Annotated in this window: 17 protein-coding genes; 12 read left to right on the forward strand and 5 right to left on the reverse strand. The window is 69.1% G+C overall.

Annotated features, from left to right (window positions below; all coding sequences use genetic code 11):
• Window positions 1-79: 79 nt before the first annotated feature.
• From mfd to NI2_RS02865, 4 genes are all read left to right on the forward strand, one after another.
• Window positions 80-3,688 carry a transcription-repair coupling factor gene (mfd, locus tag NI2_RS02850; protein WP_067485538.1) on the forward strand — a complete coding sequence of 1,203 codons (3,609 nt, stop codon included), beginning with the start codon at window positions 80-82 and terminating at the stop codon, window positions 3,686-3,688.
• Window positions 3,685-4,386 (forward strand): nucleoside triphosphate pyrophosphohydrolase, encoded by a 702-nt coding sequence (locus NI2_RS02855; protein ID WP_067485540.1) that lies wholly within the window; start codon window positions 3,685-3,687, stop codon window positions 4,384-4,386. Before mfd ends, NI2_RS02855 begins: the two co-directional genes overlap by 4 nt.
• A gap of 191 nt (window positions 4,387-4,577) precedes the next feature.
• Window positions 4,578-5,057: a pyridoxamine 5'-phosphate oxidase family protein gene (locus NI2_RS02860; RefSeq protein ID WP_067485542.1), complete on the forward strand. Its 480-nt coding sequence runs from the start codon at window positions 4,578-4,580 to the stop codon at window positions 5,055-5,057.
• 25 nt (window positions 5,058-5,082) lie between these two features.
• The gene (locus NI2_RS02865; protein WP_067485544.1) at window positions 5,083-5,658 is read left to right on the forward strand and encodes a TerD family protein; all 576 of its coding nucleotides are present in this window, start codon (window positions 5,083-5,085) and stop codon (window positions 5,656-5,658) included.
• 45 nt (window positions 5,659-5,703) lie between these two features.
• On the opposite strand, the gene NI2_RS02870 is transcribed toward NI2_RS02865, so the two are convergent.
• From NI2_RS02870 to NI2_RS02890, 5 genes are all read right to left on the reverse strand, one after another.
• Window positions 5,704-7,095, reverse strand: coding sequence for an MATE family efflux transporter (locus NI2_RS02870; RefSeq protein ID WP_067485545.1), 1,392 nt, complete (start codon window positions 7,093-7,095; stop codon window positions 5,704-5,706).
• 37 nt (window positions 7,096-7,132) lie between these two features.
• Entirely contained in the window at window positions 7,133-8,167 is a 1,035-nt protein-coding gene (locus tag NI2_RS02875) for a PLP-dependent cysteine synthase family protein (RefSeq protein ID WP_067485546.1), read from the reverse strand.
• A 24-nt stretch (window positions 8,168-8,191) separates the two neighbouring features.
• Complete coding sequence (locus tag NI2_RS02880) at window positions 8,192-9,490, reverse strand: alanine racemase (RefSeq protein ID WP_067485547.1); 1,299 nt, start codon at window positions 9,488-9,490, stop codon at window positions 8,192-8,194.
• A 77-nt stretch (window positions 9,491-9,567) separates the two neighbouring features.
• On the reverse strand, window positions 9,568-10,578 hold the full coding sequence (locus tag NI2_RS02885; protein WP_174552174.1) for an ornithine cyclodeaminase family protein: 1,011 nt from the start codon (window positions 10,576-10,578) through the stop codon (window positions 9,568-9,570).
• Window positions 10,550-11,665, reverse strand: coding sequence for a TauD/TfdA family dioxygenase (locus tag NI2_RS02890; protein ID WP_084475803.1), 1,116 nt, complete (start codon window positions 11,663-11,665; stop codon window positions 10,550-10,552). Before NI2_RS02890 ends, NI2_RS02885 begins: the two co-directional genes overlap by 29 nt.
• Before the next feature lie 302 nt (window positions 11,666-11,967).
• On the opposite strand from NI2_RS02890, the gene NI2_RS02895 reads away from it, so the two are divergent.
• The 8 genes from NI2_RS02895 to NI2_RS02935 all read left to right on the forward strand — a co-directional run bounded on the left by NI2_RS02895 (window position 11,968) and on the right by NI2_RS02935 (window position 21,874).
• Window positions 11,968-13,476: an ABC transporter substrate-binding protein gene (locus NI2_RS02895; RefSeq protein ID WP_067485548.1), complete on the forward strand. Its 1,509-nt coding sequence runs from the start codon at window positions 11,968-11,970 to the stop codon at window positions 13,474-13,476.
• Window positions 13,473-14,411: an ABC transporter permease gene (locus NI2_RS02900; protein WP_084475805.1), complete on the forward strand. Its 939-nt coding sequence runs from the start codon at window positions 13,473-13,475 to the stop codon at window positions 14,409-14,411. Before NI2_RS02895 ends, NI2_RS02900 begins: the two co-directional genes overlap by 4 nt.
• Before the next feature lie 211 nt (window positions 14,412-14,622).
• The gene (locus NI2_RS34870; RefSeq protein ID WP_243749752.1) at window positions 14,623-17,355 is read left to right on the forward strand and encodes an ABC transporter ATP-binding protein/permease; all 2,733 of its coding nucleotides are present in this window, start codon (window positions 14,623-14,625) and stop codon (window positions 17,353-17,355) included.
• Between the two features lie 210 nt (window positions 17,356-17,565).
• A complete protein-coding gene (locus NI2_RS02915; RefSeq protein WP_067485550.1) occupies window positions 17,566-18,555 on the forward strand; it encodes a hypothetical protein in 990 nt (329 codons plus the stop codon).
• Between the two features lie 67 nt (window positions 18,556-18,622).
• Window positions 18,623-19,333 carry a lytic transglycosylase domain-containing protein gene (locus NI2_RS02920; protein ID WP_067485552.1) on the forward strand — a complete coding sequence of 237 codons (711 nt, stop codon included), beginning with the start codon at window positions 18,623-18,625 and terminating at the stop codon, window positions 19,331-19,333.
• 115 nt (window positions 19,334-19,448) lie between these two features.
• Window positions 19,449-20,735, forward strand: a complete 1,287-nt coding sequence (gene eno / locus NI2_RS02925) for a phosphopyruvate hydratase (protein WP_067485554.1) — start codon at window positions 19,449-19,451, stop codon at window positions 20,733-20,735.
• Between the two features lie 44 nt (window positions 20,736-20,779).
• Window positions 20,780-21,352 (forward strand): FtsB family cell division protein, encoded by a 573-nt coding sequence (locus tag NI2_RS02930; RefSeq protein ID WP_067485556.1) that lies wholly within the window; start codon window positions 20,780-20,782, stop codon window positions 21,350-21,352.
• Entirely contained in the window at window positions 21,353-21,874 is a 522-nt protein-coding gene (locus tag NI2_RS02935) for a DUF501 domain-containing protein (RefSeq protein WP_067485558.1), read from the forward strand.
• Window positions 21,875-21,888: the final 14 nt, after the last annotated feature.

Here is a 21,888-nt window from a genome sequence, read left to right on the forward strand (position 1 = left end):
CTCGGGGACATGTCGGAGCCGGTGACTAGACTTTGCTACGTCCTCCTCGACCACCCCGTCTGCGCATTCAGGAGCGTTCATGTCCTCCCTTCGTCCCCCGCTCGCCGGTCTGGCCGAGGCGGCTGGGGGTGATGCCGCGCTGCGGACGGTGGCCGATCTGGTCGGCAAGTCCGGGGTGGAACTGGTCGCCCCCTCGGCGGTGCGCGCGTTCGTCGCGAGCACCGTGGCCGCCCAGCGCCCGCTGGTCGTCGTCACAGCCACCGGCCGCGAGGCCGACGACCTGACCGTCGAGCTGGCCGAGATGCTCGGCGACTCGGTGGCGATGTTCCCGTCGTGGGAGACGCTGCCGCACGAACGCCTCTCACCCGGCGCCGACACGGTCGGGCGCAGGCTCGAGGTGCTGCGCAGGCTCGCCCACCCCGACGACCCGGTGTACCCGGAACCGCTGCGCGTGGTGGTCACCACGGTGCGGTCGCTGATGCAGCCGATGACGGCGGGCCTCGGCGATATCGAGCCCATCGTGTTGCGCGTCGGCGAGGACCACGACTTCGACGCCCTGCTCGCGCGCCTGGTCGAATTCGCCTACACCCGCGTCGACATGGTCGGCAAGCGTGGCGAGTTCGCGGTGCGCGGCGGCATTCTCGACCTGTTCCCGCCGACGGCCGATCATCCTGTGCGCGTGGAGTTCTGGGGTGACGAGGTCACCGAACTCCGCCCGTTCGCGGTGGCCGATCAGCGCTCCATCGACGATCTGAGCGTCGAGGTGGTCGTGGCCCAGCCGTGCCGCGAACTGCTGCTCACCGAGCCGGTGCGCGAACGCGCCGCCGCCGTCGCGGCCGACAACGCCGCCGACGCCGCGCTCGTCGAAATGCTCGACAAGATCGCCGAGGGCATCCCGGTCGACGGCATGGAGGCGCTGCTTCCCGTCCTGGCGCCCGGCAAGCTGAGCCTGCTCACCGAGGCGCTGCCCGAGGGCACCCACCTGCTGCTGTGCGACCCGGAGAAGATCCGCACCCGCGCGGCCGACCTGGTGCGCACCGGCGAGGAATTCCTCGAGGCCTCCTGGACGGCGGCTTCCTTCGGCAGCGACGCCCCGCTGGGCGCGCACGGCCTCGACCTGGCCGCCTCCGGTTACCGATCGCTGCCCGAATTGCACGGCAGCGCAGACGAACTCGGCCTGCCCTGGTGGACACTGAGCCCGCTGAGTTCCGGCGACCCGGTCGAGGTGAACCTGCCGGTGCTCGCGGGCCCGACCGCGCGCGGGTCGGAGGAGTTGGTCGCGACCATCTTCGCCTCGCTGCGCGCGCACGTGGCGACCGGCGGCCGCGCCGTCGTCGTGGTCACCGGGCACGGCACCGCCCAACGCGTGCTGGAACGGCTCGGCGAGGCCGAGGTGCCCGCCGCACTGCTCCCGGCGGGGGCGGTGCCGGAGCCGGGCGTGGTCGGTGTGCTGTGCGGTTCACTGCACGACGGGTTGATCTTCGATGACGCGGGCCTGGTCGTCGTCGCCGAGTCCGATCTCACCGGCAACCGGGTCACCGCGCCCAGCGAGGGCAAGCGGCTGCCCGCCAAGCGCCGCAACCAGGTCGACCCACTTGCCCTGTCGGCGGGCGACATGGTGGTCCACGACCAGCACGGCATCGGCCGCTTCGTCGAGATGATCGAACGCACCGTCGGCGGGGCGCGCCGCGAATACCTGGTGATCGAGTACGCCCCGAGCAAGCGCGGCCAGCCCGGCGACCGGTTGTTCGTGCCGATGGAGTCGCTCGATCAGCTCTCCCGCTACGTCGGCGGCGAGCTGCCGAGCCTGTCCAAGCTGGGCGGTTCTGACTGGGCGAACACCAAACGCAAGGCGCGCAAGGCCGTTCGCGAGATCGCCGGTGAGCTGGTGCAGCTCTACGCCGCCCGCCAGGCCGCGCCGGGACACGCCTTCGGTCCGGACACCCCGTGGCAGCAGGAGATGGAAGACGCGTTCGCGTTCACCGAGACCGTCGACCAGATGACCGCCATCACCGATGTGAAGGCCGACATGGAGAAGCCGGTCCCGATGGACCGGGTCGTCTGCGGCGACGTCGGCTACGGCAAGACCGAGATCGCGGTGCGCGCGGCGTTCAAGGCGGTGCAGGACGGCAAGCAGGTGGTGGTGCTCGTCCCTACCACGCTGCTGGCCCAGCAGCATCTGCAGACCTTCACCGAGCGGGTGGCGGGCTTCCCGGTGACGGTGAAGGGCCTGTCGCGCTTCACCGACGCGTCCGATTCCAAGGAGATCCTGGCCGGGATGGCCGACGGGTCCGTCGACATCGTGGTCGGCACCCACCGGCTGCTGCAGACCGGGGTCCGCTGGAAGGACCTCGGTCTGGTGATCGTCGACGAGGAGCAGCGCTTCGGTGTGGAACACAAGGAGCACATCAAGGCGCTGCGCACCCACGTCGACGTGCTCACCATGTCGGCCACCCCGATCCCGCGCACCCTGGAGATGAGCCTGGCGGGCATCCGCGAGATGTCGACCATCCTCACCCCGCCCGAGGAACGTCATCCGGTGCTCACCTACGTGGGCGCCTACAACGACAAGCAGGTCACCGCCGCCATCCGCCGTGAGCTGATGCGCGACGGTCAGGTGTTCTACGTGCACAACCGGGTGTCCTCGATCGACAAGGCCGCCAAGAAGATTCGCGATCTGGTGCCCGAGGCGCGGGTGGTCGTCGCGCACGGTCAGATGAACGAGGACCAGCTCGAGCGCACCGTGCAGGGTTTCTGGGAGCGCGAATACGACGTGCTGGTGTGCACCACGATCATCGAGACCGGTCTCGACATCTCCAATGCCAACACCCTGATCGTGGAACGCGCCGACTCCCTCGGCCTCTCACAGCTGCACCAGTTGCGCGGCCGGGTCGGTCGTTCGCGTGAGCGCGGGTACGCCTACTTCCTGTACCCACCGGAGAAGCCGCTCACCGAGACCGCTTACGACCGGCTGGCAACCATCGCCCAGAACTCCGATCTCGGCGCCGGTATGGCGGTCGCGATGAAGGACCTCGAGATCCGTGGCGCGGGCAATGTGCTCGGCGCCGAACAGTCCGGTCACGTGGCGGGCGTGGGTTTCGATCTGTACGTGCGGCTGGTCGGTGAGGCGGTGGAGGCCTACCGGGCCGCCGCCGACGGCAAACCGATCGTCACCGAGGAGATCAAGGAGGTGCGCATCGATCTGCCCGTCGACGCGCACATCCCGCCCGATTACATCGCCAGCGACCGGCTGCGGCTCGAGGCGTACCGCAAACTCGCCTCCGCGCAGGACGATTCGGCGCTGGCCGCTGTCGTCGAGGAGCTCGTCGACCGGTACGGCCCGGTGCCGGTGGAGGTCGGCAGGTTGGTGTCGGTAGCGAAGCTGCGACTGCTGGCGCGCGAGTACGACGTGTCCGAGATCGTGGTCACCGGCTCGACGTTGAAGATCGCCCCGCTGAACCTGCCCGACTCGAAACAGATGCGGCTCAAGCGGATCTACCCCAGCGCCACCTACCGGGCGGCCAGCGGAATGGTGCAGTTGCCGCTGCCGCGCGTCACCGACAGTGTCGGTGCCGACCGGGTCCGCGATGTCGCGGTGCTGCAATTCGTCGCCGACCTGCTGCTGGTGCTCGACGGCAAACCGCAAGGGATGGTGGATCTTTCGGTGTCCACCGAGGCGAGCGTATGAGCGAGGCACAGGAGGCGGCCGATACCGCCGTCGTCGCGGCGGGCCTGGCCGAGGCGGTGCGGGTGATGGACCGGCTGTGGCACTTCGGTGGTTGGGAAACCACCCAGACCCACGATTCGCTGCGCCCCTACCTGCTCGAGGAAACCTACGAACTGCTCGACGCCATCGGCTCCGGCGACTACGAGACCATCAAGGAGGAACTCGGCGATCTGCTGCTGCAGGTGCTGTTCCACTCCCGGATCGCCGAAGCCGCAGGCGAATTCACCGTCGACGACGTGGCGGCGGCGCTGGTCGACAAGCTCGTGCACCGCAGCCCGTATCTGGTGGAGGCCGACTTGCCACCGGGTATCTCGGTGGCCGACAAGATCGCCGCGCAGGAAAAGGCTTGGGAGGAGCGCAAATCCGCGGAGAAGGCGCGGCGCTCCTGTCTCGACGGCATCGCCATGGCACAGCCCGCGCTCGCGCTCGCCGAGAAGATCCGCGTCCGCGGAGCGCGTGGGGGTCTGCCCGACGACCTGATCCCCGCGGCCCTGCGCACGGTCGAGCTCGGCGGGCCGGATTCCGCCGAGGAACGCCTGCGCAAGGCCGCACTCGACTTCGCCGCGACCATACGCGCGGCCGAGGACGCGGCGGAATCGGCACGGGGGGAGCGGTTACCGCTCACCGCCGAGGACTGGCGCACCTACTGGCCGAGCTGACCACCGACGACACCGCGAGATCGACTGCGGCCGACGTACGCAGTTACCCATCGGCTAACGATCTTGATCGGGGGAATGCCCGCTGATCGCTGCCGAGACCTTAGCGGCAAGTGCCACAGCGCTTTAGACTCGGTGGCGAGCGCGTCGTTCGCGGCGAGCAGGGGTGTCCGACGATCGTCGAGGTGAGGTAGATGGCAACAGAAGTCGATCCGGCAGAGCAGGACGTGGTGACCGACCATCCCGAACTCGACGTGCTGCCGGTGTGGCCGCAGGAAACCATCGCGGTCCTCGTCACCACCGATCCCGGCCCGCACGCCATCCCGGTCTCCTGGCCGGTTCGCGCGGGTGACCGGCGCATCCTCATCAGCTTGCGCACCAATCGTGGGTCGCTCGCCCGGTTGCGGGAGCGACCCGAGGTGGCGTTGCTGATCCTGGGTGGCGGCAATGTGGCGCTGTCGGCCCGGGGCCGGGCGACCGTGATCGCCGAGCAGATGCCCGAGGCCGAGGACTACGCTGCCGTGCGGATCGACGTCGACGTGATCGACGACCACCGCCAGTCGGCCTTCGCGGTGGACCGTGGTATCCAGCGAACGGTTCTCGATGACACCGAACTGCGCGCCTTGGAGGGCCGGGTCGAGACCTTGCGCACCTGGGCCGAGCAGCAGCACTGAACACGATCAGGACAGAAGGGTTTTCATGAGCGTCTCACTCGCCAAGGGCGGCAATGTCTCGCTGTCGAAGCAGACCGACAACCTCACCAAGGTCGCGGTCGGTCTCGGCTGGGACGTGCGGACCACCACCGGCGCCGACCACGATCTCGACGCCAGTGCGTTGGCGACCGGGGCCAACCTGAAGGTGCTGTCGGACCAGCATTTCGTGTTCTACAACAACCTGCGTTCGCCCGAGGGAACCATCGAGCACACCGGCGACAACCTGACCGGTGAGGGCGACGGCGACGACGAGGTGATCAATGTCGACCTGGCCGCCACGCCGCCGTCGATCACGAACATCTTCTTCCCCGTCTCGATCCACGACGCCCAGGCCCGCGGCCAGTCCTTCGGCCAGATCCGCAACGCCTACATCCGGGTGACCGACGCCAACACCGGTGTGGAGCTGGCCCGCTACGACCTGTCCGAGGACGCGTCGACCGAGACCGCGATGGTCTTCGGTGAGCTGTACCGGCACAACAACGAGTGGAAGTTCCGTGCCATCGGCCAGGGATACGCGTCCGGTCTCGCGGGGATCGCCCGCGATTACGGCGTCAACATCTGACGAACCGCGCGACGAACGGGCGGCGGTCCTGACGACCGCCGTCCGTCATCCTGCCTGGGTCGCGGGAATGCGCGGGAGCGGAGTCGTACTCGCCTGGTCGAGCAGGCTGAAGTACTTGCGGAGCATCAGCGCTGCCGTCGTGGCCAGGCCTGCCGTGAGGCCCCACCAGACGCCCGCCGCCCCGAGATGCAGCGGGAACGCGAACAGCAGGGCGGCCGGGATGCCGACACCCCAGTAACCGACGAGCGAGAGCCGGAAGCCCGCCGAGGTTTCCTTCAGTCCGCGCAGCAGGCCCGTGCCGATGTTCTGGGCGGCGTCGAAGAACTGCAGCACGATGCCGATGAGCAACAGCGTGTGAGCGATGTCCACGGTCGCGGTGTCGGAGGTGTCGAGGAACGGCGCGAGCACCACGTCGGGAGCAAGGACGTAGACCGCGCCCGTGACGACGGCGAGCACGCCCGCGTGGCGCAGGGCGAGCCAGGCCAGCGACCTGGCGTGGCTGTACTCGTCGCGCCCGACGGCGTGGCTGACCAGGATCGACGCACCGTGCGACAGGCCGATCGCGACCTGGAAGACGATGTAGATGATCTGGTACACGACGTTGTGCGCGGCCAGGGCGGCCGGGCCGAAACTGCCCATCACCAGCGCCAGCACCGAGAACATGCCCGCCTCGGAACCATAGGTCAGTGCGATGGGAGTGCCGAGGCGCAGTTCCTCGCGCACGGTCGCCCAGCGCACCGGCCACGGGGTTCGCGGCAGGGTGGCGCCGAGCTGTTCGTCGCGGCGCACCATCGCCCAGAACACCCCGAAGGTGATCAGGAAGACCAGTGAGGTGGCGATGCCGACGCCGGTCAGGCCGGAGGCCGGGATGCCTGCCCAGCCGTGGATGAAGGCGAGCGCGAGCACCAGGTTCAGCACGACCGAACCCAGCGTCACCATCAACAGCGCCTGGGGACGCTGCATGCCCACGGTGTACTGACGCAACACCTGGAACCACAGGCACGGCAGCAGGCCGGGGGCCAGCGCGATCATCATCGGCCGGGCCAGGTCGAGAACGGCGGTGTCCTGCCCGAGCCACGACAGTGCCCAGCCGAGACCGATCAGCACCGCACCGCCGAGCAGGCCGGCGATGGTGGCGATGACGAACGCCGCCCGGACCACCGCGCGCACCTCGTCGTCGGCCGACTCGCCGCGTTTGCCCGCCGCGCCGAGAGCGCCGGCGATCTGATTTCCGGTCCCGGTGATCAGGCCGACACACATGGTGCGGATCTGGTTGAACAACACCAGCGCCAGGCCGCCCGCCGCGACCTCCGCGACACCGAGCGTGCCCATCAGCACGAGATTGGTGGTCGACACCGCGATCTGGGCCAGCTGGGTCAACGCGATCGGCGTCGCCAGCTTGGCCAGTGCGTTGGTGTCGGTGTTCTTGCCGTTCACCAGCGCTCCCCGGTCTCCGTTTCGCGCGCGATCGCGCTCACCTGACCTCCATCAGTTCGTCGTGGCGCCGCAGCGGCGAGTACCGGCGCAGCAGTGTGGTGACCTCGCATTCGGCGGCCGGATCGAGCAACTCGCGCGCGCTCATCCAGTCGTCGTCGAACACGGTGTCCAAGTATTTCTCGCCACCGTCGCACACGATGGTGACCACGGTGGAACCGGCCGGGAATTCCTCGAGCCGGGCCAGAGCATTGTGCACCGAACCGCCCGCGGAACCACCGATCAGCAGCCCGTGTGTCCTGGCGACGGCGCGGGCGGTGGCGAACGCGTCGACATCGCTCACCTTCACCCCCTCGTCGAGCAGGCTGTAGTCGACCGCGGTGCCGATGGTCGCGCCCGGCGGGGTGCCGGTGCCCGACTGCCAGTACGGGCCGCCCTCGCCGCCGAAGGCGATCGACCCGACCGGTTCGACCCCGATCACCTTCGGCACGCAGCCCAGTTCGCGCAGGCGAGTGGCGGTGCCGAACAGCGACCCGCCGGTGCCGACCGCCGACAGCAGGATGTCGACCCGCTCCACCTCGGCCAGCAATTCCTCGGCGACCGCGTAGTAGCCGACGGCGTTGGCGTCGTTGTTGTGCTGTTCGGTGAAGAAGGCGTCGTCGCGGGCGGCGGCCATCGCCTCGGCGAGGTCCTCCCGTGCCGAGGTGGCCAGTTCGTCGTCACCGTCGTCGGCGACGAACACCAGGTCGGTGCCCATGGCCTTCATCGCGCGCAGTTTGTCCTTACAGGCGTGGTTGTCGACCACGGCGGTGAACCGATAGCCACGTTCGGCCGCGACCACCGCCAAGCCGAGCCCGGTATTGCCGGACGTAGATTCGATGATATGCCCGCCATCGCGCAGCAAACCGCGCCGCTCGGCATCGTCGACCATCGAGCGGGCCATGCGGATCTTGGCGGCGCCGGTGGGGTTGAACTGTTCGAGCTTGAGCAGCAGGCGGGTGCCGCTGTCGGTGACGGCCAGCTCGAACAGGGGAGTGCGGCCGATCAGATCCGTCACGCGCGTGACGAGAGCCATGGGGTTTCCTCCATCGGGAGTGGATCAGCGGGAAGTGGTGTCGAGGGTCCAGCGCAGCCGGTCGGCGCGCTCACGCAGCACGACCTTGGGCGGCAGGGGGAGTTCGTGGAACGGTGACTCGTTGGAATCCATCTGATACCCGGCGGTGTTCGGGTAGATCAGCAGGTCGCCGACGTGAGCGCGGCGGGGCAGCGGGATTCGCCGCCTGCTGAGGAGGTCGGATTCCAGGCAGGTCGTCGCGCCGACGCAGGTGGGGGTGGTTGCGCCGGGTCGCTGCGGCCACAGCACCGGGTCGGGGAGGTATTCGCTGGCGAACCACTGTTCGGACAGGCTCAGGCTGGTGCCGTCGACGGTGAGAATGTCGTACGGGTGACCCTGTGCCGTACGGGTTTTCACGCCTTGCACGCGAAATACGGAACTGCCCGCGCGATCGAGCAGAGCGCGTCCCGGCTCGACAGCCAGGCGTATATCGTTGTCGCGCAGCCTTTTCGCGAGGCCGTTGTGTGCAAGGACGGCGCTGAGCATGTCGGCACCCGGTGACGGGAAGTGATAGGGGTAGTAGTCCTCCGCAGGCGCGCCGCCGTGAAACCAGTTGTCGCTGAGCGTCTCCCGGAAACGAGACCACGAATCGGCATCGAGGTAGTCCACGCCGAAGCCGCCGCCGATCGAGATGATGTCGGCGGGATGACCCTCGGATCGTGCCCTCAGGCAGTGGTCGACCAGAGCTGTGGCTTGTTCGGCGCGGGCGGTGGCGTCGTACCCGGACAGGTGGAAGCTGAAGCCGGACAAGCTGATCGGGCCGCTCGAAGTCACGGCCCGGATCGCCTGCTCGAGTTCCCGGCGATCCAGACCGAACCGGCTCGTCGATCCCTCCGGCAGCACACGAAGCACGATCCGGGCAGGCGGGCCGAGCGCGGCGAGCCGGTCGAGTTCGTCGACGGCATCGATCGCGATGAGCGCGCCATGACGTGCGGCCAGCCACAGCAGATCGTCGGACTTCGCGGGGCCGGTGACCATCAGATCCTCACCGCGCACGCCCTGCGCCAGCGCCGCTACGAGCTCGCCGGTACTGGCCACATCCACTCCTGCACCGGATTCCGCGCAGGCCCGGACCACACAGGCCGCCTTGTTCGCCTTCTTCCCGAAGTAGACGAGCCCGTCGACCCCCCCTTCGGTGAACGCCGACTGGAAAGCCCCGACATTCACCGCGACCCGCTCCGGGAACAGCACGTGGAACGGTCCGCCGACCGCTTCGGCGATGTCGCCGAGCAGCAGTGGATCATCGAGCAGCCGTTGCTCCACCGCATCGATGTAGGCGGGCATCGGCGGTGCGCAATGGGGCAGGCCATCGGTTGCGCTGGAACGGTATTCGTCGACTGCCTGGGCGGAATCGGCTCCGGCTAATCCCACAGCGGCACCTCCGTGCCCCGCCCCTCGGCGATCGCGCGCGCCGCCAGCGCATGCGCTACCGCGATATCGGTGAGCACCAGCCCGCTGTTGTAGACGAAGATCTTCTCGTCGTCGGAGCGGCGAGCCGTGGCCGCGCGGGTGAGGATCTGGGGGAGTTCGGCGTCGACCGAGCGCAGTGTGCCGTCGGGGCCTGCCATGTCGGTGCCGGTCAGCGCCATCTGTGCGGCACTGGTCGCCACCACCCGATCGGCGTCGACCAGCGTCGACGGTGCCAGCCCGTATCCCACGAGCACCGCGACGGAGCCCGGTGCCAGATGGGAGGATTCGAGTGCGACCTCCGTGCCGGGACCGGCCGTCGCCAGCACCACATCGGCGGTGGGTGCCGCCGCGTACGGATCGTCCACCTGTTCCAGTACCGCGTGCGGCACCTCGGCGGCCAGTTGCGCGTGCACCGCCGCCAGGCCCTCGGCGTGCGTGCCGTACACCATCAGCTTGCGTAGCTGCGGGTTCGCCGCGAGCAGGTGTGGCAGCGCGTTGCGCCCCTGCGTTCCGGTACCGATGAGCAACGCGCTCTCCGCACCACGGCGGACCGTCTCGCGCACCAGCAGCGCCGATACCGCCGGAGTGCGCAACGCGCCGACCCGGGCGCAATCCATCATCGCGATGGGGGCGCCGGTGGTGTCGTCGTAGAGGGTGATGGTGGTGTAGTACCGCTTGGTGCTGCGGTCGTGTCCCGGGTCGAACTTGTAGGAGGTCTTCATCGCCACCACGCGGCGGCGACCGTCGCGGCCGAGCATCGCGTAGGACACCGACGAGCCACCCGGATCGGCGACGCTCAGCTTGCGCGGGTTGTCGGATTCGCCCGCGGCGAAGGCGAGATAGGCATCCTCGACGGCCCGTACCACCTCGGCGGGCGTGATCGGCACATCGGCCAGATCGCTGCGCGAGAGCACTCGGAGCCCGACGCTGCGGTCACGGTTGTTCAACGGATCCTCGTTCATCTGCACTGTCCTGCCCTGCCGTCCGATCGGTGCGCGCCCGATACGGCGCGATCACCTCTTGCCCGTACCCATTCTCGGACGCTTCCTCCCTCCGCCGACGACGTTCCGGCAGGCGGATATTGACGCGCTTGAGCCACCGATCGGTGCCGTCGTAGCGGGCGCGGAACGGCACCCGGCCGTGCACGGCCACATCGTTGTCGACGAGCAGGAGCTCGCCGGGGGCCAGTGCCGGAGCGTGACAGACGCGCGCGAGTTCGGCGGTGAGCCGGGCGTAGGCGGCGCGGAACGCCGGGTCCGCGTCGTCGAGCGGGGTATAGGCGGGGTCGTATCTAATTGTTTCGCAACCGTTTTCGTCCACCCAGACGGTAGGCAGCGGTGGCGCGAACGATCCGAAGTCGGTGCCGTAGGAGACATCGGGCAGGATCGGTACCGTCGGGGTGGCCAGGATGCGGCGGTCCTCGTCGCCGAGTTCGACCTCGCGGATCGAGGACACGGTGGTAGCCACGCGATCCGGATTGCGCACGCACGCCAGCATCAGCAGATTGGCGCGTTCGGCGTGGAAGGCGTCCTCGGAGTGCGGGCTCAGCAGCGTCGCGCTGCTGGCACCGGACTGTTCGTGTTCGTGTCCGGCGGCGGGCACGATGTTGTTGACCAGCCGTCCGTTCTGCTGACCGAGCCAGCCGAACAGCTCACCCGCGCACCGCGCGAGCAGCAGCAGGACGATGTCGAGTTCCAGCGAACCGAGGTGGGTCGAATCGCCCGCCGAGACGGCCGCGCGCTGCCAATCCGCAGGCGTCGGACCGAATTCGGCGTCGCTCACGCGCAGTCCCCGCACCACGGTCGCGCCCGCCGCGGTGGCGGGTGGGCGGACGGCGTGTCGCACGGATGCCGGGAGTTCGCCGGCGCGCCGATCGATCTCGGCCAGCAGGGCGGGATCGTGCAGGGTCTCGGTATGCGGTAGGTCACTCAGTTGATGTCGGATCTCGGCGGCGAGGCGGCGAACGGCCTGGGCGGCGTCCGGCTCGAACTCGCGGTACTCGATGTCGTGCAGGTGAATCGTTTTACGTTCGGAGAGAACGCTTTTCACCGGCCTTCCCTTCTTCGCATCGGTCGAACGCGGGTGGTGGAGACTCGATGAGCGAAGGTAATGCCTGGCAATGGATTAGGCAAGACTTACCTAACATGCTCTCATGGCAAATAGCTTATGGGTATGACGCCGATTTCTACCCGAAGTCGCTGGCAGTCGCCGAATCGGGGGCCGTGGGCGGCGTGGCGGAACGGTCTCGGTCGAAAGGAAGGCCACCACCGGGCCACTGTTTTAGGCTAGCCTCGCCTAGTTTGCGGCGCCCGGTGAAGGGGTTCGGCGCCCGCCGCTCGAGGAGGAACACCATGGGTTTCACACGCAGGCAGTTGCTGCAATCCGGCATCGGTCTCACCGCTGTGCTGCTGGCCGCCGCGTGCACCAGCGGCGAGGAGTCGAACGGAACCGTCGAGCCGGGCGGCACGCTGCGCGTCGGCGCGCTCGGCACCGCCGCGCGTAGTGAACGCGATCCGCACGCCAATCTCAGCAACGAGAGCGACTTCCTGATCGCCTCGCTCGTCTACGACGCGCTGACCGTCCCCGGCGACGACCCGAATGTCGTGCCGCGCCTGGCCTCGCGATGGGAGGCCGACGCCGAGAACCGCCGCTGGACCTTCACCATCGCCGAGGGCTCCAAGTTCCACAACGGCGCGCCGGTCACCGCCGAGGACGTGGTGTGGTCGATGCGGCGGCTGCGGTCGGTGGGCGGGGCGTCGAAGATGCCGGTCGCCGAGAACGACATCGTCGCCGACGGCCCGAACCGCGTGGTGTTCACCGTGCCCGCACCCAATACCCAACTGCCGCTGCTGCTTCGGCTGATGACCTTCACCGTCCCGCAGGGCACCACCGACTTCACCGCCGCCGTCGGCTCCGGTCCGTTCCGGCTCGAGTCCTACCAGAACGGCAACGCCCGCCTGGTGCGCAACGAGAACTGGCACGGCACCCCGCCGTCGCTGGACGCCATCGAGGTGACCATGTTCGACAGCGTCACCGCGCTCGGCAACGCGGTGCTCGGCGGACAGATCGACCTGGCCTCCAATGTGGGCGCCATCGCGGGCCGCACCGCCGCCGGTCGCGGCGACCTGCAGGTGATCCGCCGCCCGGACGACACCATGCTCGGTGTCGCGATGCGCGCCGCCGACGGGCCGTTCGCCGACGCGCGGGTGCGCACCGCGTTGCGGCTGGGCGTGGACCGGGAGGCGCTGGTCAACCAGGTGCACTCCGGGTTCGGCACGGTCGCCGCCGATGTGCTCGGTACCGCCGACCCGCTCTACGACACCTCGCTGCGCCGCGGTCGCGATATCGAGCGAGCGAAAGCCCTGCTGCGCGAGGCGAATTTCGATACCGGACGCAGCTACCCGTTCGTCACCAAGGCCGAGGTGCCCGGTGAGGTCGAGTCGGCGAAGGTGATCGCCACCCAGCTCGCCGAGATCGGTGTCCGCCTCGACGTGCAGACGGTGGAGTCGGCCGCGTTCTACGACCAGACCTGGTTGAACGCCCCGCTCTACACCGTGTCCTGGGGCACCAACGATTCGGTGCTTTTCCTGGCCGACAAGCTGATGACCTCCGGCTCCAACCGCAACGAAACCGCTTTCCGCGACCCGGAATTCGATGCCGCCAACGCCAAGGCGCTCGCCGCGACGGGCGATGAATACGGCCGTGCGGTGCGTGAGTTGCAGCGCATCCAGTTCGAGCGCGGTGGCTACCTGGTGTGGGGCATGGCCGACGGTGTCGACATCGCCGCCGCGTCCGTGCGCGGGCTGCCGACTCTCGGCGGTTTCGCCCGCGTCCAGCTGGAACGTGCCTGGCTGGCGTGAGTGCCGTGAGAGCGTTCGCCCTGCCCGCCCTGCGCCGGGTCGTGCTGCTGGTGACCCTGCTGGCCATCGTGTTCGTCGCGGTGGACCTGCTGCCCGGCAGCGCGGCCCGCTCGGTGCTGGGCAGGGAGGCCGGTGCGGCCGAGCTCGCCGCCAAGGAGCACGAGCTCGGCCTGGATCGCGCCCTGCCGGTGCAGTTCTGGCACTGGATCACCGGGGTGCTGACCGGTGATTTCGGCCGGACCGCACGCGGCAACTCGATCGGTGACATGCTCGCCGACAAGTTCCCGCAGACGCTGCTGCTCGGCGGGATCGCCCTGCTGCTCACGGTGGTGTGCTCGCTCGCCCTCGGCTGCTGGTGGGCGATGCGGCCCAAGGCTTTCGGCTCGCGAATCCTGCAGCCGACCACCACCATCGCCGTCGCCGTCCCCGAATTCGTCTGTGGCACCCTGCTGATCCTGGTGTTCTCTCTGGCCACCGGCTGGTTGCCCGCCGTGACGATCACCGACCGCTCCGGATTCCCGGCAGGCCCCGAGATGCTCGTGCTTCCGGTGCTCGCGCTCGCGATTCCCCAGATCGGCTGGAACACGCGAGTGGTGCGGTCGGCGCTCCTCGACGTCGCCGCGGCACCGCATGTGGAAAGTGCTGTCCTGGACGGTCTTCCGCGCCACACCATCCTGCTCCGGCACATGCTCCCCTTCGCCGCCCCCACGATCGTCGCCGGGTACGCGACCTCCGTCGGCATGCTCTTCGGCGGCGCCCTGGTCGTCGAAACCCTCTTCAACTACCCCGGCGTCGGCGCCGTCCTCGCGGGCTCGGTGGCCGACCGCGACACCGCGACCGTCGCCGCCGTGGTCGCCCTCACTGCCATCGTCATCATGGTCCTCCTCGCGTGCGCCGACTTCGTCCGCACCTGGTCCACCCGGGGCGCCCGATGACCGGCGCTCGAGATCACCACGCGCTGGTGGCGGGAGCTACTCGGCCGATGCTGCCACCAGAGCGTGGTGATCAAATGTCCAAGTCTTGTGGGGGTGAGGTGCACAGGACGGGCGGGTCGAGGAAGACGAGTGTGATCGGTGTGGACCGGTGGATTCCGAGGAGAGCCCGGCGTGAGGGCTGGGGCTTCGGGGAATCCGTGGAGGTGGCGTGATGGGTGCGGAAAGGTGGGGGCTCGGCCGGAGCGCTTCGCGCACGGCGGGGCGTTTCGGGGGAGTTGTGCGTTCGTGGCGGTGGGGTGCGGGTTTCGGGGTGGGGCTGGTGGTGTTGTGTGCGCTGGTCGGCCCGTTGTTCGCGCCGCATGGGGCCGAAGACGCGGTGGGGATTCCGTTCGCGGAGCCGGGTGGAGGCGCGGTGCTCGGTACGGATCGGCTCGGGCGTGATGTGTTCAGTCACCTGCTGACCGGTGGGACGCAGCTGCTCGTGGTCTCGGCGGTGATCGCGGTGGCGGTGACCGTGTTGTCGGCGGTGCTCGGGGCGGTCGCCGCGGTGCGGCCGCGTGCGGGTTCGGTGATCGAACTCGCGGGTGACCTCGTCATTCTCCTGCCCGCCGTGCTCGGCATCCTGCTCGTGCTCACCGCCTGGCCGCAGGGTGGGGTAGCGGCGTTGATCGTGGTGTCGCTGGTGTTCGGTGTGCCGTACTGCGCACGGATCTTCGCCGCCTCGGCCGCGAGCATCGCCGCCACCGGCTATGTCGAAGCAGCCGTCGCCAGCGGAGAATCACTGCCCTACTTGGTGTTCCGTGAGATCCTGCCCAACCTCCGCTCGGTCTTCACCACCCAGCTCGGCCTGCGTTTCGTCGTGGCGATCTACCTGGTCAGTACCGTCTCATTCCTCGGTGTGCCCGCGCTCGGGGCCGACAACTGGGCGATCATGGTCCGCGACAACGCCTCCGGCATCCTCCTCAACCCCTGGGCGGTGCTGGCCCCCAGCGCCGCCATCGCGATCGTCGCCGTTGGCGTGAACCTGGTGGTTACCGCCGGGTCCGCGCGTGATGGTGCCCGACGCCGACGGGCTGGAGCCACTGACTACGTCCCCGATCGAGGTGCGATGGTCGGCGCGGGCAGCCGCGGTGACGTGCGGCTTTCCGGTTTCGGCGGGCAGCGCGATCACGCGGGCAACCCCGCTGGGATGCCAGATGAGACAGCATCGCCCACTGACGTAGAGCAGGCGGTGATGGACGGACTCGTGTCCAGCGGGCGGCGGAATGGACACCTTGCGGCGGTCGACGCCGGGGATGCGGCGGTGGTGGATGGGCTGACGGTGGTGAGCGCTGCGGGGGCGGTGTTGTTGGCGCCGTTGTCCTTCCGGCTGAAGGCGGGATCCGTGACGGCGCTGACCGGTGCGTCCGGGGCGGGCAAGTCGACGGCGATGCGGGCGCTGCTGGGGCACGTGCCCGCCGGGATGCGGTGTGCGGGCACGGTTCTGGTGGCCGGACACGACGTCTTCGGGCTCGATCCCCGTGCGCTGCGGACTTTCCGGCGCGAGCGAATCGCCTACGTCGGCCAGGATCCCGGGTCCGAGCTGAACCCCCTCCTGCGCGTTAGTGCGCTCCTCGCCGAAGCCGCACCCACCAGTTCCGAGGCCGGACGACAAGCGATGCTCGATCGCGTCGGGCTTGACGAGACGTTCCTGCGGCGCCGCGTCGGTCGCCTGTCCGGTGGCCAGCAACGCCGGGTGGCACTGGCCCGCGCCCTCCTCCGCCGTCCGATCGTCCTCGTCCTCGACGAACCCCTCGCCGGTCTGCACGGCGCCTTGCGCACCGAAATAGCGCGGCTCATAGCCGATCTCGCCGTCACCGACGCCACCGCCGTCCTGCTATCCGGCCACGACACCACCACCGTCCATGCCATCGCCGACACGGTGATCGAAGTCCATCCACCCAGCGCCGTACCGCGATCCCGCCGGGTGGGCTCGGCGCCGATCGGGCACGATGAGAAGGCAACGCCGTACAGCCGCCCACGAGGTGACGCGTCGACGGGTGACGGCGCCACGGTTGCAGCTGTTCAGCGCACAGCCGGTCGCCGCACCGCTGAGCCCGAGGACGACCGGGCCGCTGGGTCGGCTGACCAGGCGCCGCGCGGCGAGATCCCGGTTGCCGAGGGTTTCGCCGGACCTGCGAGTCCCGCGACCGACGGCCGGGAATCGCCGGGAATCGCGCTGTCCGCCAAGGGGATCACCGCCGCCGCCGACAACCACCGGATTCTCGGTGAGATCGATCTGGAAGTGCGCGAGGGGGCGGCATTGGCGGTGGTCGGGCCTTCGGGGGCAGGCAAGACCACGTTGGCGCGGGTGATCGCCGGCTTGCAGATCGGGGTCGCGGGCGTTGTCGAAGCAGGCGCGGTGCGGGCGCCGGTCGGGAAACGGCGTCGGATCAAGCCGGGGGCCAAGGGTATTCAGCTGGTCACGCAGAATCCGTTGGCAGCGTTGAATCCTCGCCGAACCGTCGAACAGACCCTGGCCCGGCCACTGCGGCGGATCGCACGCGTGCCGAAACCGGATGTGCGCAAGCGGGTCGACGCCCTGCTCGCCGATGTGGATCTGCCTGCCGACCTCGCGAGCAGGCGACCACACGAACTGTCGGGCGGACAACGTCAGCGCGTCGCCCTGGCGCGAGCCCTCGCCGCCGATCCGGCCGTCCTGATCTGCGACGAGATCACCACCGCCCTCGACCAGCACACGGCCGCGGGCGTCATGACCCTGCTCGACCGCCTGCGCACCGAGCACGGTACCGCCATCCTGCTCATCAGCCACGACATGGCTCTGGTTGCCAGGCACTGCACCGACCTGCTGGTCCTCGACCACGGCGAGGTCGTCGAAAGAGGTGATCCCGCAATCGTTCTCGCCGCTCCGGCGCACCGCGCCACCGCGGAGCTGCTGGTGTAACGGCGCGGCGGCAGGAGTCGATCTCATCGGGTTGTCCCCCAAGCGTTTTCAAGGAGACGAACCCCGATGATCCACCCTGCCCCTCCGCATGAGGGCGCTGTGCCGCCGAGCCTGCCACCGTCGACCGACATTCCGGTGGTGCGGGCGTGGGGCGAATCGTCTCCGAACCCCGGGCCGGAACCCACCCCATCGCGTCGTAGATCCCCGGTGATGCTCGCGATCGTCGCCATCGTCGTATTGCTCACCGCCGCCGGAGCGGTCACGGGCTACCTCCTCACCAGGCCCGGGGAACCACGTATGGCCGTCGGCGATTGCGTGAGCCGAAACGAACTGCCCGTCGAATACGCCTGCGCCGACGACCTCGCCGTATACCGGGTGCACGCCAGGGAACCGATGCAGCACCCGTTCGCCCTGTCCTGCATGAAATTCGAGAAGGCGACCCGCGCGGTAGCGGACCCGAGCCCCACCGACGGCGAAACCGTGCTGTGCCTCGAACCGACCGAGAAGAACGCGACCGACGCGGGCGGTCTTCGCCCCGGCGACTGCATCGATGTGCGCAAGTCCGGCGGCGAAATCGAACGCAGTACATGCGGATTCACCGGCGGACCGCACGTTGTGATCGCCACCGAGCTGCACGTCAAGGTCCCGGTCACCGATCGGGCCTGCGAATCCCACCCGGAAACCCGCGAAGCCTACGCCCAATCGTCCCTGGGTGGCCGTGCCGTGGTGATCTGCACGAAACCCGCCGAGGACTCCGACTCGATGGCGGGAGCCTTTGTGGGCGAATGCGCTTCGAATGTGTCGATGAAAACGATCGCGTGCGCGCACCGCTCCGCCACGCACCGGGTGCTCTCGGTGCGCACCCAGTACACCGAACCGGCCGACCCGAAATGCGAGGAGGTCACCAACGCCAACGCGGCATCGGTCTCGCTCAACGACAACACCGACCTGCGCGTCGTCGTCTGCCTGGGGCCGATCGACCAGAACCACCTCGGTTACGCCCGGCCCGGCGACTGCGTCACCGGTTACGCGGGCACCGCCGGCCTGCCGAGGCTGGTGAGCTGTGACGACAGCAGTGCCGACGGTCGCGTCACGTCCGTGTACGACGAAGCGAACATCGGATGTTCGGCCGGCGAGGCGCGAATGTCACGCGAGACGGGCGTGTCCCACGGCTCGACCATCTGCCTCGTCGCGACCTGAGAACTCTGAGAAGTCACTGTGAGATGTGCATGGCGGCGCGCTGATCTGGATGATTGGTTGAGTGTCTGTGCAGAAAGCCGGCGTCATCGTCGCCGTGGCGGTGGCCGCGTTGCTCACGGGGTGCAGTTCGCTCGCGTCGATTCCCGGTGACATGCCACCGGGCCCCGGCGTGGCCTTACCCGTCATCGATATCGACGCACCGGGTCGCGCTGCCACGCAATTGCGCGGCTGGGCCGACGAGCAGTCCGACGCGCTCGGTATCGCACCGGTTGCCCTCGAGGCCTACGGCTACGCCGCCGCCGTGCTCGCCAGGTCGGCGCCCGAGTGCGGCATCGCGTGGACGACCATCGCGGGCATCGCCAGCGTGGAGAGCGGGCACGGCACCCACCGCGGCGCCGACGTGGACGCCGACGGAACCGTTCGCCCGCCGATCATCGGTGTCGCCCTCGACGGGACCAAGGGCAATGCCGTCATCCGCGACACCGACGGCGGCCGCCTCGACGGCGACACCACCTACGACCGGGCGGTCGGCCCGCTGCAGTTCATCCCCGAGACCTGGCAGCGCTGGGCCGTCGACGCCAACGGCGACGGCGTCCTCGATCCCCAGAACATCGACGACGCCGCCCTCACCGCCGCCCGCTACCTCTGCACCCGCGGCGGCAACCTGACCTCGGCCGACGGCTGGCAGCGTGCCCTGTTCGCCTACAACCAGTCGAACAAGTACATGCTGGTCGTGCGGGATCGGGCCGCCGCCTACAGCATCGGGCGCCGCGCCTAGTCGCCACCTGCCCGGAGTGCCGGTTACTGCCTGCCACCGCGAGACGATAGGCTCGGCTGCGCACGGACCATCCCGTGAGACCTACCGTGCCTTTCCGTCGTAAGGAGTCGTTTTCGTGGCCATCATCGAACAGGTCGGAGCTCGCGAGATTCTGGATTCGCGCGGCAATCCCACTGTCGAGGTCGAGATCGCCCTCGACGACGGCACCCTGACCAGGGCAGACGTGCCGTCCGGCGCGTCCACCGGTGAGCACGAGGCCGTTGAGCTGCGCGACGGTGGCGACCGCTACAACGGCAAGGGCGTCACCAAGGCCGTCGAGGGTGTCCTCGACGAGATCGCGCCCGCCATCATCGGCCTCGACGCCGTCGAGCAGCGCACCGTCGACCAGGTCCTGCTGGATCTGGACGGCACCCCCGACAAGTCACGCCTCGGCGCGAATGCCCTGCTCGGCGTCTCGCTGGCCGTGGCCCGCGGTGCCGCCGAGTCCTCGGGCCTCGAGCTGTTCCGCTACCTGGGCGGCCCGAACGCCCACGTGCTGCCCGTGCCGATGATGAACATCCTCAACGGTGGCGCGCATGCCGATACCGGTGTGGACGTGCAGGAATTCATGGTCGCCCCGATCGGCGCCCCCACCTTCCGCGAGGCGCTGCGCTGGGGCACCGAGGTGTACCACTCGCTCAAGGCCGTGCTCAAGGAGAAGGGCCTGTCCACCGGCCTGGGTGACGAGGGTGGCTTCGCTCCCGACGTCGCGGGCACCAAGGAAGCGCTCGACCTGATCAGCCTGGCCATCCAGAAGGCGGGCTACAAGCTCGGCACCGATGTCGCGCTCGCGCTCGACGTGGCTGCCACCGAGTTCTACACTCCCGGTGAGGGTTACAAGTTCGAGGGCAAGGTGCGCTCGGCCGAGGAGATGGGCCAGTTCTACGAGGAGCTGCTCACTCAGTACCCGCTGGTCTCCATCGAGGACCCGCTGTCGGAGGACGACTGGGACGGCTGGGTCGCGCTCACCGATGCCATCGGCGACAAGGTGCAGCTCGTCGGCGACGACCTGTTCGTCACCAACCCGGAGCGCCTGGAAGAGGGCATCGCCAAGGGCGCGGCCAACGCGCTGCTGGTGAAGGTCAACCAGATCGGCACCCTCACCGAGACCCTCGACGCGGTCGACCTGGCCCACCGCAACGGCTACAAGACCATGATGTCGCACCGTTCGGGCGAGACCGAGGACACCACCATCGCCGATCTCGCGGTCGCCGTCGGTTCCGGCCAGATCAAGACCGGCGCGCCCGCGCGTTCGGAGCGGGTCGCCAAGTACAACCAGCTGCTGCGCATCGAGGACGCCCTCGGTGATTCGGCACGCTACGCCGGCGACGTGGCCTTCCCGCGTTTCACCGGCGAGTTCTGAACAAGAAGTACCGCGGGACCTGGAGATGATGGGGTAGAGCGCCAATGACCGAGCGACGTGCGCGGGGGACCAGTCCGGGTGGACGAGGCGACCGGCGCACGTCGCGGGCCGCGCGCTCACGCCCCAGTCCGCTCGACACACCCGGCCGTCCGACCGCCGCCAAACGCACCACCCGGCGGCGGCCGGAAACGGCCACCCGCAAGCCGAGCGGCAAGCTGGAACGCACCGAACACACAATCCTCGGGCTCTCCACCGGCAAGGCGGTGATCCTGGCGGCCGTGCTGTGCGGGCTGGCGCTCACCCTGGCCGTGCCGACGCGCACGTATTTCAGTCAGCGTGCCGAGGCGGCCGCGCTGGCCGAGGAACGCGCGGAACTCGACGCCGACCTGGCCGCGCTGCGCGATCGTCGTGCGCAGCAACAGGATCCGGCCTACATCCGCACCGAGGCCCGTGAACGGCTGCGACTCGTGATGCCGGGCGAAACCCCTTACATCGTGCAGGTTCCCGGCATCGAGGCACCTGCACCGCCGCCGATGAGTACCCGAACAGCGGAGCCCGACCCCTGGTACACCGACCTGTGGCGCAGCATCTCCGAACCAGCACCGGAAGGACCGTAGGTGACCGCACCGAACGAGCGCGACCTCGAGATCATCGCTCGGCAACTGGGCCGCGAGCCGCGCGGAGTCCTCGCGATCGCCTACCGCACCCCGGACGGTCTGCCCGCCGTGGTGAAGACCGCGCCGCGCCTGCCCGACGGCACCCCGTTCCCCACGCTGTACTACCTCACCGACCCCCGGCTCACCGCTGAGGCGAGCAGGCAGGAGTCGGCCGGGGTGATGCGCGAGATGACCGAACGCCTCGCCCACGACCCCGAACTGGCCGCCGCCTACCGCGCCGCGCACGAGAGCTACCTGGCCGAGCGCAACGAGATCGAGTCGCTCGGAACGGATTTCACCGGCGGCGGCATGCCCGACCGGGTCAAGTGCCTGCACGTGCTGATCGCGCATTCCCTGGCCAAGGGGCCGGGCGTGAACCCGCTCGGTGACGAGTCCGTGGCCCTGGCCGCCGACGCCGGGCTGCGCGGGACCGCCGTTCCCGCCGACTGGCCCGCTGCCCGCAAGTCCGACGAACAGGCATAATCGCGGGACAGCAG

Source organism: Nocardia ignorata NBRC 108230, from assembly GCF_001612905.1.
Classification (GTDB): domain Bacteria; phylum Actinomycetota; class Actinomycetes; order Mycobacteriales; family Mycobacteriaceae; genus Nocardia; species Nocardia ignorata.

What these genes read in the sequence shown, in the direction of transcription:
- NI2_RS34870 (WP_243749752.1), top strand. Translation starts at nt 14,623, where the DNA reads ATGGGTGCGGAAAGGTGGGGGCTCGGCCGGAGCGCTTCGCGCACGGCG.
- NI2_RS02855 (WP_067485540.1), top strand. Translation starts at nt 3,685, where the DNA reads ATGAGCGAGGCACAGGAGGCGGCCGATACCGCCGTCGTCGCGGCGGGC.
- NI2_RS02930 (WP_067485556.1), top strand. Translation starts at nt 20,780, where the DNA reads ATGACCGAGCGACGTGCGCGGGGGACCAGTCCGGGTGGACGAGGCGAC.
- NI2_RS02860 (WP_067485542.1), top strand. Translation starts at nt 4,578, where the DNA reads ATGGCAACAGAAGTCGATCCGGCAGAGCAGGACGTGGTGACCGACCAT.
- NI2_RS02875 (WP_067485546.1), bottom strand. Translation starts at nt 8,167, where the DNA reads ATGGCTCTCGTCACGCGCGTGACGGATCTGATCGGCCGCACTCCCCTG.
- NI2_RS02880 (WP_067485547.1), bottom strand. Translation starts at nt 9,490, where the DNA reads ATGCCCGCCTACATCGATGCGGTGGAGCAACGGCTGCTCGATGATCCA.
- NI2_RS02865 (WP_067485544.1), top strand. Translation starts at nt 5,083, where the DNA reads ATGAGCGTCTCACTCGCCAAGGGCGGCAATGTCTCGCTGTCGAAGCAG.
- mfd (WP_067485538.1), top strand. Translation starts at nt 80, where the DNA reads ATGTCCTCCCTTCGTCCCCCGCTCGCCGGTCTGGCCGAGGCGGCTGGG.
- NI2_RS02885 (WP_174552174.1), bottom strand. Translation starts at nt 10,578, where the DNA reads ATGAACGAGGATCCGTTGAACAACCGTGACCGCAGCGTCGGGCTCCGA.
- NI2_RS02895 (WP_067485548.1), top strand. Translation starts at nt 11,968, where the DNA reads ATGGGTTTCACACGCAGGCAGTTGCTGCAATCCGGCATCGGTCTCACC.
- NI2_RS02915 (WP_067485550.1), top strand. Translation starts at nt 17,566, where the DNA reads ATGCTCGCGATCGTCGCCATCGTCGTATTGCTCACCGCCGCCGGAGCG.